Annotated in this window: 11 protein-coding genes; 2 read left to right on the top strand and 9 right to left on the bottom strand. The window is 53.9% G+C overall.

Annotated features, from left to right (window positions below):
• Nucleotides 1–5 precede the first annotated feature (5 nt).
• The gene (locus FRIGORI9N_RS07045; RefSeq protein ID WP_236550818.1) at nucleotides 6–572 is read right to left on the bottom strand and encodes a thermonuclease family protein; all 567 of its coding nucleotides are present in this window, start codon (nucleotides 570–572) and stop codon (nucleotides 6–8) included.
• Nucleotides 573–658: 86 nt separating this feature from the next.
• On the opposite strand from FRIGORI9N_RS07045, the gene FRIGORI9N_RS07040 reads away from it, so the two are divergent.
• Together FRIGORI9N_RS07040 and FRIGORI9N_RS07035 are read left to right on the top strand one after the other, a co-directional pair.
• A complete protein-coding gene (locus FRIGORI9N_RS07040; protein WP_159569091.1) occupies nucleotides 659–1462 on the top strand; it encodes a crotonase/enoyl-CoA hydratase family protein in 804 nt (267 codons plus the stop codon).
• Between the two features lie 85 nt (nucleotides 1463–1547).
• Nucleotides 1548–2960: a wax ester/triacylglycerol synthase family O-acyltransferase gene (locus tag FRIGORI9N_RS07035; RefSeq protein ID WP_159569090.1), complete on the top strand. Its 1413-nt coding sequence runs from the start codon at nucleotides 1548–1550 to the stop codon at nucleotides 2958–2960.
• Nucleotides 2961–2969: 9 nt separating this feature from the next.
• Here FRIGORI9N_RS07035 and bcsR read toward each other — a convergent pair whose 3' ends face one another.
• The 8 genes from bcsR to bcsZ are packed head-to-tail and all read right to left on the bottom strand — an operon-like array spanning nucleotide 2970 to nucleotide 13275.
• Entirely contained in the window at nucleotides 2970–3179 is a 210-nt protein-coding gene (gene bcsR, locus FRIGORI9N_RS07030; protein ID WP_159569089.1) for a BcsR/BcsP family cellulose biosynthesis protein, read from the bottom strand.
• 14 nt (nucleotides 3180–3193) lie between these two features.
• Nucleotides 3194–4897: a cellulose biosynthesis protein BcsG gene (gene bcsG / locus FRIGORI9N_RS07025; protein WP_159569088.1), complete on the bottom strand. Its 1704-nt coding sequence runs from the start codon at nucleotides 4895–4897 to the stop codon at nucleotides 3194–3196.
• Nucleotides 4898–4901: 4 nt separating this feature from the next.
• Nucleotides 4902–7388, bottom strand: coding sequence for a UDP-forming cellulose synthase catalytic subunit (gene bcsA, locus FRIGORI9N_RS07020; RefSeq protein WP_159569087.1), 2487 nt, complete (start codon nucleotides 7386–7388; stop codon nucleotides 4902–4904).
• Nucleotides 7385–8125, bottom strand: coding sequence for a cellulose biosynthesis protein BcsQ (gene bcsQ, locus FRIGORI9N_RS07015; protein WP_159569086.1), 741 nt, complete (start codon nucleotides 8123–8125; stop codon nucleotides 7385–7387). The genes bcsA and bcsQ overlap by 4 nt, the downstream gene beginning before the upstream one ends.
• Nucleotides 8122–8331 (bottom strand): hypothetical protein, encoded by a 210-nt coding sequence (locus FRIGORI9N_RS07010; RefSeq protein WP_159569085.1) that lies wholly within the window; start codon nucleotides 8329–8331, stop codon nucleotides 8122–8124. The genes bcsQ and FRIGORI9N_RS07010 overlap by 4 nt, the downstream gene beginning before the upstream one ends.
• Complete coding sequence (locus FRIGORI9N_RS07005; protein ID WP_159569084.1) at nucleotides 8328–9734, bottom strand: hypothetical protein; 1407 nt, start codon at nucleotides 9732–9734, stop codon at nucleotides 8328–8330. The genes FRIGORI9N_RS07010 and FRIGORI9N_RS07005 overlap by 4 nt, the downstream gene beginning before the upstream one ends.
• A complete protein-coding gene (locus tag FRIGORI9N_RS07000) occupies nucleotides 9735–12134 on the bottom strand; it encodes a cellulose synthase subunit BcsC-related outer membrane protein (RefSeq protein WP_159569083.1) in 2400 nt (799 codons plus the stop codon).
• Nucleotides 12127–13275: a cellulose synthase complex periplasmic endoglucanase BcsZ gene (gene bcsZ, locus FRIGORI9N_RS06995; protein WP_159569082.1), complete on the bottom strand. Its 1149-nt coding sequence runs from the start codon at nucleotides 13273–13275 to the stop codon at nucleotides 12127–12129. The genes FRIGORI9N_RS07000 and bcsZ overlap by 8 nt, the downstream gene beginning before the upstream one ends.
• Nucleotides 13276–13277 lie beyond the last annotated feature (2 nt).

Raw genomic sequence — 13277 nt, 5'->3', positions numbered from 1 at the left:
GTTGTTTAGCGTTGGTTGCGTTGTTCTGTACGCCACTGCCAAGGGGCAAGCGGTGCAGTTTGTTGCCACAAGCCTTTGCGTGCATTGCGGGCCAGGTCCTCGGCCTGTTCGTACAGCACACGGTCTTCGCTGCTTTGACTGCGGGAAAACTCCCGATACCACCAAGCGTGCCCCGCTTCAATGGCTTTCAGGTTGATATCGGTGTCGCCCGCGCAAAGGCGTTGCGAACAACCCTCAACAGGAAGTACGACCTTGGCCACTTGCCGTTTGTAGCGATCGGTGTTGTTGACCACAATTTTCACGGTTTTATTCATCAACCGATCGCTTAACCAGCGTTTCGATTGTTCACCGCCAGCTTGATTCAGTTCGGGCGCGTCCACTGCATGCATGCGGATCTTGTGTGTGGCACCGTCCTGATTGCGCACGGTGATTGTGTCGCCGTCGGCCACACGGGTAACCTGAGCCAAGTAATACGAACCAGAGTTCGCCGTGTCAGGTTTGCTGTTTTCCGTGGCACTTGGGCCATAGGGACTCATGTAATAGCCCAACAGGGCCAAAAGCAGAGCCAACACTTTAAAGATCATATTGGGTTTGAGAATGTTCAAGGTTAAGATGGCTAGCGAGCCGAATAACGTTTCAAAAAACAGCCGAGAGTACCATGGACAGAGTAAACCTGCAGTTCAACAGCGACAACACCGTGGCCACGGTGGCCCTGAATCGCCCCGAGAAACACAACGGTGTGGATTGGCCCATGTTGAAGGACATACGCAAGGTGCAACAGCAGCTCGCCAAACACAAAACCCTGCGAGCAGTGATCTTGAAAGGGGAAGGCCCATCGTTTTGCGCCGGGCTCGATGTGAAATCGGTGATGAGCAACCCGAAAACGGGCTTGGTGATGTATGCCAATTTGTGGTTGCCCATGCGCAATATTTTTCAAACCTGGAGCATGGGCTGGCGCGACTTGGGTGTGCCGGTGATTGCCCAAATTCATGGCAATTGTTTTGGTGCCGGCATTCAGCTGGCCATGGGGGCAGACATTCGGGTGTGCACACCCGATTCACAATTGTCGATTCTTGAAGCCAAGTGGGGTTTGGTGCCAGACATGGGTGGTGCCGCACTGGTACGCGAGCTGTTGCCTGTAGACGTGGCCAAGGAACTCACCATGACCGGGCGCATTCTTAGTGGTCTGCAAGCCAAGGAACTGGGTTTGGTAACCCATACAGTTGAAAACACAGAAGAGAAGGTGCAGTCCTTGGTGCAGGAAATTCTGACCCGATCGCCCGATTCCGTGGCTGCCAGCAAGTTCATGCTTCAGCGAATTTTTGGCATTGATGAAAATGCACACTTAACGCAGGAGCGCCGCTGGCAACGCCGGGTGTTGGGTTTCAAGAACCAGCGTATTTCCGTGGTGAAAAACAGCAAAGAACCGACCCTGCCTTTTGCCAAACGTCAAATTCGCTGAAATTGCAGCGAAACCGCATCCAGCGGCGCAGGTGGGGCAGTAACAAACAATTAGGGAATAAAAAACACAACACGGAGACATGCCCATGAAGGCCCTGACCCCCAATGATCAATTGTTCTTGTGGCTGGAGCGCCGCAACCAACCCATGCATGTGGGTGGGCTGGTATTGCTTAAGCCCCCCAAGGGGCAAAGCACAATTGATTATGTACACAAGGTGGTGGCCGACATGCGCACGTACACCCAACCGGTGGCGCCGTTCAGTTTGCGCTTGAAGTCGCGCTTGGGCATGTGGTTTTGGGTGGAAGACGATGAGTTTGACCTCGAGGCGCATTTCATTCATTTGTCGCTGCCCAAGCCTGGCCGCATTCGCGAGTTGCTGGAATTGACTTCCAAGCTGCATGCCGCGCCATTGGATCGTGCCAAACCGCTTTGGGAAGCGTATGTCATTGACGGCCTGGAAGACGGTCGCGTGGCCTTGTACACCAAGGTGCACCACGCGCTGGTTGATGGCGTGGCCTGTATGAAAATGCTGCAGCGGTCCATGGCCGACAGCCCGGAAATCCTCGACATTCCGCCCTTGTGGGCCAATCCGAATTTGCGTGGATCGGTGCAGCGTTCCGAAGCTTCAGAGGGGCTCGTGACCTTGCTGGGGCAAGTTGTCGATACAGCCAAAACCCAGTTGTTCAGTTTGCCCAAAGTGGTCAAGGAAGTGGGGCGTTCTTTGTGGCAAACCAGTGTGGCCGATCCCGATTTTGTGTCGGTTATTCAAGCGCCACGCAGTGTGTTGAACCGCCGCATCACCGCGTCACGCCGAGTGGCAGCGCAATCGTGGTCCATGGAGCGGATTAAAAACTGTGCGAATGGTTTGAACATGACCCTGAATGATGTGGTGCTGGCAATGTGCGGCTCCGCTTTGCGTGCCTACCTGGGTGAGTTAAATGCACTGCCCGCCCGCCCCTTGGTGGCCATGGTGCCGGTGTCGCTTCGAAAAGATGACACCGCAACAGGTAACCACGTGGCCTTGTTGTTGGCCAATTTGGCCACTGACACGGAAGACCCCGTGGAGCGGATTGAAACCATTGCGCGTTCGGTGAACCATTCCAAGGAACGGTTTGCCAGCATGAATCAAACTGAAATCATGAACTATGTGGCCACCATGATGGGCATTAGCGGGTTCAATATGCTGACTGGTTTAGCGCCCAAATTGCAGGCTTTCAACATTGTGATTTCCAATGTACCAGGCCCCAAACACACCCTTTATTTCAACGGTGCAGAAGTGGATGGTGTGTATCCAGTTTCACTCTTGCTCGACGGCCAGGCCTTGAACATTACGTTGAACAGCTACGCGGGCAAGCTTGAGTTTGGTTTGGTGGCGTGCCGACGAACAATGCCCTCGATGCAGCGACTTCTGCAGTTTCTCGAGGACGGTTTGGTCGAGCTTGAAGAGGCTGCCGCCAAGGAAGCCAATGCCAATCTGAAAAAGCGCAGCGCAGCTTGATTGACGTTCTTATTCCTCGCTAAACCGCGAGGCCATGGCAATGCCAAACAAAAAGGGCCAGCGCTGGAACGAGTCGTACATCGCCTGGTCCTGTTGAATGTCCTGGTACATGTTGTGATCAAAACCCTCCAGCTGTGCGCTGAGCGCATAAATGTCATGTGCCATGTCGGCGGGCGGCATGAACAGGGCTGGTGGTGTGTTGGGGTCAAATTGTGCCATGGCTTTTTTCCCCTTCAGTTGCTGGCCGCAATGGTTTGAACCGGGCCCAGCATTTTCCAGGCCGCACCAGGCGCTTTGATCCAATAAGCACCCTGACTTTCCATCACCGTGATATTGCCTTGCTGGGACACGAAGCGGGTATCGGGCAAATCGCTTAGCAACACGGGCCAAGTGGGTTTTAGTTGCTGTTCCAGTGGTTGTGCCAGCCACCGCACCAACAATTCGCTGAGTGCGGTGTAGCTTACCGATTGCTTCACTGTGACGGGGCCTGTGCTTGCCGGTGTGTATCCGGGCGCAACCCAGTAACCGAACACAGGCACCTTCGTAATGGCAGGTGTTGGCAACTCGCGAAGCCCCACCAGTTGACCGAATTCACCGGTCAGCCCGGCGCCGTGCTCGGGTACTACAACCACCAAGGCTTTGCGATCACTGCGACGAATTTCACCCAATACAGATTGAATGTCGTTCAGCATCCGCTCAAGGCGCAAAGGGTAACTGTTCAGGCTGTTCAAGTTGCTGTTGGGCAAACGGTTGCCATCATGCAAGGTAATGCTGTTGTAGTAGTAAGCCACAGCGGGCCCGCTTTGTTGAACGCGTTTGTTCCACCATGCGCGCAGATAATCGCCATCGCGCCCCACGCGGGAACCGTCAAAGGCTTGCACCCCCGCAGGCACTTCGTCATGGGCAACCAGCTCGGTGACTTTGCCGCCGAGGTTGGTTTTGACGAGTTTTGAAAAATCCTGAAACTTTCCATTGTGATTTAAACCCATCGCCACTTCAAAACCCACATTTCGCAGTTGCTCAAACAACATGCAACTGCTGTTGGCCGCGCTGTAAAGTGCGTCGTGCGGCGTTTGGCCACACTTGCCGCGCAACAGGCGAATGGCAGCAGGGCCAGAATAACTGGTGGCCGAGTTGAAGTTCTCAAACACAAAATCAGCTTGCCGGATGGTGGGGTGCTGGCCCTGCTTGGCGTATTGCAGGTCGGCCCAGGACAGTGAGCAGATTTGCAGCACGATTACATCAAAATCGGGGCCAGACACAGGTGAGAAAGGGGCCAGCGCAACAGTGCGCTGTCGATCAAAAAAGCCGGCAAGCACCGCGCCTGGTCCTGCACCATCATAGGCATTGTCACGCAATTTGGTTGGGCTTTCCTGGTCACGCGCCACGCGCAGTTTTTGAAAGTCCACCTGGCCCAGCGCCAAAAACTCAGCCGGTGACAGGTTTTCGCGGGGTTGAATTTGAGCTTCCCGCAAGGCCACCGCATCACTGGTTTGAGTTTGTTTCTGAATAAAAGGCAGCGCCTGAATTCCGAGCATGGCCAAAAGCCCAAAGCCCACCCAACTGCTGATTCGTATATAACGATCCAATACCCGAATCACCATGAATCCGAGCAATGCCCCCCACAGCATCCAGGGTTGAATGGTGCGTTTAAGCAATTCCCACAGGTAGTCAAGCGAGAAGCCGAACAGCGCCTTGATTTGATCAACCAAAGCCAGTGACACCACCAAGCCCAATTCATGCAGCAACAAGGCAATTGCCGGGCCTGTAAATACCAGGTAGCGCAGCACCTTCATCAGTTGTTTGTTTTGGTAGGCTGCGGGGTTGGTGGCAATCAACAGGGCAAACAATCCCAGGTTCCACAGTGGGCTGAGCGTCAGTTGCCCCGCAAAGTGCAGGCCAAACTTGATCAGGAAGTACAGGTTCCACAACAACATGGCCCTAGTTCTCCCACTTTTCGGTTTGGTTTTTGTTGCCCATCAGGCGATTGCCCAGGCCAACTGCACCACCTTTGAGCCAGGCAAACAGGCGCACATAACCAATCATGCCTTTGGCGAATACGTCTTTCAGGCCGCCCAGCGCGCGATCACGTGTCTGGTCCTCTTGCCAGTTCAGCCAGGCGTCGGCTCGTCCAAATGTGCACTGAATCAATTGTGTTTCCTGTTCGGGAGTCAGGTTGGTGAACAAGGCTTCAACATGCCCACTTTCCGTGAAATGAATTTTTGCAGGAAACAGAAATTCCCGGTCGCCCCGGTGCAATCCAACCTGTACCTGGCTGAACTCGCTGATGCCCGCAGTGTCGGCCACGGCCAAAGTCAGGCCTGCGGCAGAATACTCCTCGGTGTAACAGCTCACCGTGTAGCCGCCTGGCAGTTTAAGGAAAGCTGGCATAACCATGCGCACGCGATGGTGTACGTGCTGCTGTACCGACTCGGTGGCCACACCCACGGCAGCACCCAAAATTGCCAGGTTAAAACCGCACCAAAGCAGGTTCATGATCACGGTGCCAGTTTCATGGGTGTTGAACACAAACAGCCGAAGTAAACCCACGGAGAATCCAAGCAAATTGATCAACAGCAGGATCAAATAGGGTTTTGCAATGTTGGAATCGAAATAGCTTTTCTCGATCAGGCCGCCTTTGGAAGTCACGTTGAACTTGCCCAGCTTCGGATTAATAAAGGCCAGTGTTGTTGGCAAAATAATGTACCAAGACAACACGGTTTCATAGACCTCCGACCAAAACGACCGTCGGTATTTGCCCTGTATGACCGAGTTGGTGTAGCTGGAAATAATCAATTGGGGCAAGGCGTAACTGAGAATCGTGACCGCCGCCGCATTGATCAGGTGCTGTTCGAAAAACAGGTAAGCCATTGGCATGATCAAAAAGATCATGCGTGGAATACCGTAGAAAAAGTGCAGCATTGCATTGGAGTAGCAAATGCGTTGAAACACGCTTAAACCCTTTTTGAACATGGGGTTGTCAGTGCGGAAAATTTGCGCCATGCCGCGCGCCCAGCGAATACGCTGACCAATGTGACCCGCCAGTGTTTCCGTGGCCAGGCCCGCCGCCTGAATATTGTTCAGGTACACGCTGTTGTAACCCAGGCTGTGCAGTTTCAAGGCGGTGTGAGCATCTTCAGTCACTGTTTCTACCGCAATACCACCCACTTCCAGCAGGGCTTTGCGCTCAATGACAGCACAACTGCCGCAGAAAAACGAGGCATTCCAGTAGTCGTTGCCGTCTTGAATCAAGCCGTAAAACAGCGATCCTTCGTTGGGCATTTGCCGAAATGAATTGAAGTTGCGCTCGAACGGATCCGCCGAGAAAAAGTGGTGTGGCGTTTGCACCAGTACGCACTTGGGGTCGCGGCTAAACCAGCCCATGCTGGTTTGCAAAAACGAGCGCGTGGGAATGTGGTCGCAATCGAAAATTGCAACGTACTGGCCGTGGGTGTGCTTCAATGCATAGTTGATATTGCCCGCCTTGGCATGCGAGTTGTCCGGGCGGGAAATGTACTCCACGCCGGCTTGCTTCGCGAATTCCTCAAAGGCCGGGCGGTGGCCGTCGTCCAGAATATAGACCGTGATTTTTTCAAGCGGCCAGTCCAGTCCCTTTGCGGCATACACCGTTGGACGCACCACTGACAAGGGCTCGTTGTAACTGGGGATGAACACGTCCACCGTGGGCCAGTCACTCAAATTGAGTTCCAGTGGCATGGGTTTGCGTTTTAGCGGCCAGGCTGTTTGAATAAAACCAAAAATCAGGATGACCCAGGTGTAAGCCTCGGCGGCAACCAGCGTGTAGCCCAAGAAAATTTCTGCGCCGCTTTCAAGATCAAGAGAACTTGTAAAACGCCAAAACACATAGCGGGCCAATAGCAGCATGGTCAACGCCATCAAACACAGGTTGGCGAATCGCTCGGGTAGCCGTTTGAACAACATGGCGAACAGGTAGCACACCACAATGAAAATCCATTGACCCGCCAAGGGCAGCGAGGCTTGTGCGGTAAACAAAAAAAGTACCAATGCCGAAAGGCCGAGTCCCCAACGAAATGGTTTGTGGCGGGCTACAAATTGACTGGTGTTTTCAATGCGCTGTTCAAGCCGTGCCGCGCGTACTGCGTAGTCGGTGAGCCTGCTGAACATGGCACGCACCGCCCGGTAAGGGCGTTGAATCAGTAGCTTGAACAGATAAGCAATCGGGCTGAGCAAATCATGCAAAGCCACCGCAATAATATGAAACACGAAGCTTGGAAGGCTGCGGCCTTGTCGACCATTGGACGCCTCGAATGCGCTGTTCAAACTGTTTGGGCGCAACCAAAGTGCCTGAAAAAGGCGCAGCAAACGCACCCGCGTTTTCAGGTTTGGAAATTCCCGCAAATCAAGCAATCGCTCAAGTCGGTTGATCCAGTTTGACGAGGCGCTCATCCGATCTCCGAGTCAATCCAGTTGCACAGTTTTTGTTGGTCTTCAACCAACTGTGAACGGGGCGCATAGTCTGCCAGTACCAGTCCCGCTGCAAGACTTTCGGCCAGTGCCTGGTCTTCATGCAAATAGAAAGGCAGCAGGCGGTGGCTTAATTTCATTTTGCACAATGTCCACAAATCGAGGTGCAATACTTTGGCCGAATCGAAGCGGTTCATGAGAAAGTAAGATGCGCCCCGGCTCTCCAGCAAGTGCGGCAGCAATGTATCAATACCCAAAATGGAGGCTGAATCCGGAATCAGTGTAATCAGGTTCAGGTCAGAAAGTGCCATGACTTTCTGACACCAAGGTGTGGGCCAACGCGGCAAGTCGATTATCACCACCGCGTCGTCAGCAAATTCATCTTTTTGAAACAGCTCGCTCAGGCGTTGGGGTTGCTCCATCAGCACGCGATCAATGGCCAGTTGTTGGGTCATGGAAATTTCACCAAACGGCAACAGCTTGAAACCGGCATTGCTGGTGTTCACCACACGCTCAAGTGGTTCGTCTTGCAAAATGACATGGGCAAGACCACGCGCGCTGCGGCTGGCGTAACCCAGCTGAAATTCAATGTTGTTGATGGGGTCGGCCTGCACTAGCGTGACATTGCGCCCCAGCATGCTGAGGTGAGTTGCTGCGGCGATCGCCAGGCTGGTACGCCCTGCACCCCCGGTGGGGGAGACCAATGCAATAATGATCATGCGTCCTCTTTGTCATCGGGGCTGGCAATCCACTTGCCATGCCGCACTAACTGATAGCAGTTGTCAGGCAACTGGTTGTTACTCCAGTTCACCCAGTCGCTTAACCAGATTCGGGTTGTCGGGTTCTTCATCATTTTGCCCACCAGCAAAATGGCAAGTAAAACACCCAGTAAAAGGCCACTCAGGATCAGCCCAAAAACAATCATTTCGCTTCCTCGCCAAGCAGCCTGCTCAATCGCTGGGTCCATGGTCTGTTCTGGTTCATGGCTTCGGGGGTTTCGTCCCAAAGTTCCGCAAGTTTCGCGGGTTCACTCAAGTCTGTACCCATCAAGTCCTCGACCGACAAAGGCTCAAGTTCTTCGTGCAAGTCTGCAAGCAATTCACTTTGGGTTTCCTCGCCCAAAAATTGAATGTCACCACTAAATAGCACAGGCAGGTTTTCCCGGAAACACGATTCAAGCCAATTGCGGTAGCTAGTGTCATCGGGTTCGCTGACCCACACTTTCAATAGGTAAATGGCCTCTCGGGTGGCTGTGAATACGCAGGTGGCTTGCGACCAGTTGGCCAGTCGCAGAGCAGTTTGCGCAGTCATGTGGCGCATCAGGGAAAGGCGTGTCAGCGTGCAATGCATGGACCACTGTTTGGACAATTGCAACATCATCAAACCCTGCGCAGCAAAAGTGGGGTTGGCCACCACCGTTAAAAGCCCAGGCATGAATACTTCATGCAAGTCGCGGGCAAACGTGTTCTGGTGATTCTCTGTTGCAGGCTGAATCAGCGTGGGTTTGTGAAGCTGCATCGCCGTAATGCCCAACCAGGTTTCAATGTTTTCTTCTTGCAGCCACACGGTGTCGGCACCCATGCGAAGCAATACCGATGCGTCTTGAGCGCTCATTTCGCCGCGTGCCTGTACATGAATTCCGTGTAGCTCGTTGGTGTCAAAGCGAAGGCGATGGCAGGTTTGTGCCAGTTGTTTCAGGCTGCCAAATACACGGCTGTCCAACACATGGTGTATGGGCAGCTTCGAAAACCTGGTGGGGTCATTCCACAAGTTGGTTTGCAGGCCCCACTGTGTGGGCCACCAAGGGCGAAACTCAAATTCACCATGGTCGCTGACATCGGCAAGTCCATCTGCGAAGGTGCTCCATTCTGGCAGGTCGCCTTGCACCGTGGTCACCACATGCGCTTGTGCGTGGTGAGCCCATTGGTGCAGCAAGCGCATTTGCGCCAGCGGGTTTTGTCGGCTCACGGGTTCAGCATTGTCATTAAACCAAAGCTCGGCATGGTCAATAATAACCAGTGCAGGCTTGAGCACGCACAAGGTGTTGAGCGAGCGGCACAGCTGTCGAATGCCGTTTTTTGTATGTCCTTTGGGCCACAAATTTCGAACTGACACCACATCAAGTCCTTTCGGAGCGCCTGTGCGTGTAAGCAGGTAGGGTTCCAGAAAACTGCGGACCTCGTTTTTTGGGCTTGCGGTCAACCACAAGCAAGATTTGAATGGCGTCTCTTCTTGCGAGTCCAGCCAGTGTTGCACCAGGCCCTGCGAAAAGTGATTCGCATGGGGTGCTCGCACAACGTAGGCTCCGGGCTTGGGCAAGTCAATCATTCAAAACCTCGAGTAGGGTGTTACACCCTCGGGCGGCACACTCAGTTCGAAAAAATCACCAAACGAATATTTCGCATACAACTGTAATCTGTCGGGGTTGTAACCTTCAGAGCGGTCAATTTCAAAGTAACCGCCCACCACAAAGTTTTTCAATACCTGGCGTTCAAGTGCAAGGCGCAAACCCGTGCTGGTGCCCCCACCTGGGCCGCCAGTCTGCAAGGTCGGGTTGCCTTGCGCGGCAGCTGCAGCAGCCAGTTCCGGGTTGAGTGGGTAAAGGGCAGTGTCGTCTTCGCGTGACTCACTGGCGCCCACACGTGCTTGAGCCTGCCAGGACCAACCATTCATGGTGCCAGTCCAGGTGATGGGGAAGGTCAATGATCCAAACGCCTGTGGACTGTAGTAGCCACCTTGGCCGAAGGTGTAAAAGCGCAGGTTTTTCTCGAACGACCACAAAAACAGCGACGCACCAATTTCCACTTCATGCCCAGGGCGTTGAAACACGGTTTTGCCCACAATGCCTTGCAGGTTGTACTCGGTATTGTCCGGAATATTTTTGCCGGTAATCAGGTTGGCGCGTGCAATGCCCACAAAGTCGAGTGTGGAGTCAAATGCCTGGTAATACACCGCGCTAATACCGTTGCGCCTTGCGCCACCCCAGGTTTCGCCGGTCAACGGGTCGATAGCGCCAGTGGTCGACAGTACGCTGCCGTTGACCATGCGCCTGGCCAGCTCAAGTCGCAATGAACCCGCTCCCACATTGGTACTCCACTGCACACCACCCACCCAGTCATTGACCGGGTAGTCGCCCACGGTGGTACCTACATCCACCCGGTATTGCTCGGTTTGTACGCCCACACCCACCACGTGGCCTTTGTAATTCTGGTCCAGCCGGTTATTGGCAATGGCTGGGTCGGTGGGCAATGTGGTGCCCAATTTTGCAAAGTTGCTGGCGGTGGCTGGGTTCACCCGGCCAGAATTCGCGTTCAATGTGTCCGCGCGTAAAAACAGGGTGCGCTCAAAATCGAGCGGCAAATCCAGTTGCAAAGGAATTTCATCGCTATCGATTCTGGACACACCTTCATCCCCATCGATAATCGCGTTCTCGTAGGACATACGCAGCCGTACCTGACGTTTGCGCTGAAGGCCTTGTTCCAGTGCCTGCACCTCGGGTTCAGCGCGCCACTTTGGTGTTGCACCAATTGAGCTTGCCAGTGCATTGAACTGGCCGTTCCTTTCTTGTGCGCGCAGTCCATCGAGGTACTGGCCATATTGCACACGTTTTTCAAGCGCGCTCATGCCTTCTGTCCAGTTCTCGCGGGGCACCGCGTTGATCAATGCAACGGCTTCTTCATTGCGGTTTTGGCGGGCGGCCAGCAGTGCCGCAGCAAATCGCATTTCCTGTCCTTTTTCAAGGGCCAGGCCTTCATCCATAATTCGTTGTGCAGCCTGCTTGCTGCCCGTATCTCCTTGGTCATCCAGCAGGGTGGCCAGGTCATACCGAAACCACGGGTAGCCCGGGTTCAGGTCCACCGCGTTTTGAAGCAGCCGTGCCGCTTCGTTTTTGTTGCCTTGATCAATCTGTTTTTGTGCCTGGTCAGCCAGTTGTTGTCCTTGCTCAAAGTCAGACAACACCGGAGTGGCTTGTGCTTGTACCTCGGGTATTGCGGGTTCAGCTTGCTTAACCGGTGCTGCGTTTGTCCGTGCCACATTGTTTGGTCGACGGGTGGGGCGAGCACTACCGGATGCGGGTGATTGTGCAAGTGTATTGCCAGCAACACCGCCCAGTTCGGCCAATAGTGTTTTGTAACGTCGGTCATCCGGGTACTGTTTGGCCAGCTCAGCCACTTGTCTGCGAGCATATGCTCTGCCCTCGGCTGTGCGGTTCATCAGGCGATATATTTGCACAGCGGCCTCACCCAATGGTGGCTGTGGCAACAACTGCTGAAGTCGCTGTGGCAGGTTGGGTGGAATTTGCTCGCTGTCGGCCAGGTAACGTAACTCGGCGAATTGCTGCCGCTTGTCTGAAGCCAGTGTAATTGCCTGTTGCAGTTCAATGGAAAACCGGGTGTTGCCATGCACCAGCTGTAGTTTGCCAAGCCAAATGTTGGCGGCCTGTACGTCGCCGCGTGCGATATCGATTAAACCTTGCCAGCGCAGGGCAGACGCATTGGTGGGCTCAATCAACAGTATTTTGTTGAACGACTGTGCTGCCAGATCGAACCGGAAACGCTCATACCAGTAAACCCCTTTGTCGCTTAGTGCACGAATATTGGTTTGCTGTGTATCCACATTGGCATGGGCTTGCCCTGCAATTGCCAAGGGCATTGCTACAAAACAGGCTTGAATGGCCAATGCGAGTGCGCAGGTCCGCAGACTTGGATTTTTTTTGCACTTAGCCACAGCTTTTAACCTCTTTGCCACGCGGCATGAATTCGCCCAAGGTGTTGAATCGATACAAGCCATCCATATAGCCTTGCCCAAAAAGGCTGAGTGCGCCGTTGTAATAGCCGTACTTTAGCCATGCTTCCTGGTTTGAAGTTTTCAGGCTTTGCGCGTGAAATTTTTTCGCAAGTTCGGGCATGCCGATTGTTTGCAGAAACGGGGCCATCGCCGCTTGAAAACCGGCAGGCCCACGTTCACCAGAAAACTTTCCATTCATTGGTTCAAACCATTCTGGCATGTTCTGTCGTTTCAGCAGCAGTGCCGCCATGGGAGAAAGTTGTTTCAACAATGCTGCGACGGTGGGGTCGTTTTTACTGGTCATGGCAATCCACAGGTAGGTGCGTATGGCATCGTAATCGCCACGTTGCTCGTCCTCGGGAAGGCTCATTGCACCGTTGTTGTATAGCACCCAATCGGGATAACTGCCTGTTTTGCCAGTTTCAAGCAGCAATTGTTGGCTGGCCAGGTAAATTTGCGACCAGCGGGTGTCGTCCGCCCAGGCATTGGCAAAGCGGGCCATCATGAAAGGCGGTACGTAGCTGGGGTTGAGTTTAACCGCACCGTTGTCCAGCACAAATCCGGTGTGACCCGGCAACAGGCTCAAACCCAGGCCACTTACTTCCATGCTTTCTTTGTTCAGGATCAGTTCGCCCAGGGCGCGGGCTTTGTCAGCATAAGGTGTGTGGCACCACACCCGGCTGGCTTCCAGCAGCGCATAAGCGATCCACAGGTCAGCGTCTGAAGCACTGTTGGCATCGATCACGCCCCACGAGTCCCCCTGCTTTCCCCAAATCCAGGCAGGCAGCTGCTTACCCATGTCACCAGCGCTCAGGTTGTTCTCAGTCCATTCCAATATGGCGTCGAACGTTTTTTGATCTTGGGCAACCAATGCAAAAAAGAGGGCGTAAGACTGCCCTTCAGACACCGTGCGCAAGTCTTCCTGGCTGCGATCGATCACACGCCCGTCTTCGCTGACAAAAGCGCTTTTAAAGCCTTCCCAAGCGGGCCACGACTGCGCTGGCGCAGCGCTGCATGCGGAGGCCACAATCAGCGTGGCGCCGAGCCCCAGGCGTTTGAGCAATTGACGCCACAAGGCCATGT

It is taken from the genome of Limnobacter sp. 130, assembly GCF_902506325.1.
Lineage (GTDB): Bacteria > Pseudomonadota > Gammaproteobacteria > Burkholderiales > Burkholderiaceae_B > Limnobacter.
This window is presented reverse-complemented; position numbering and strand designations above follow the sequence as displayed.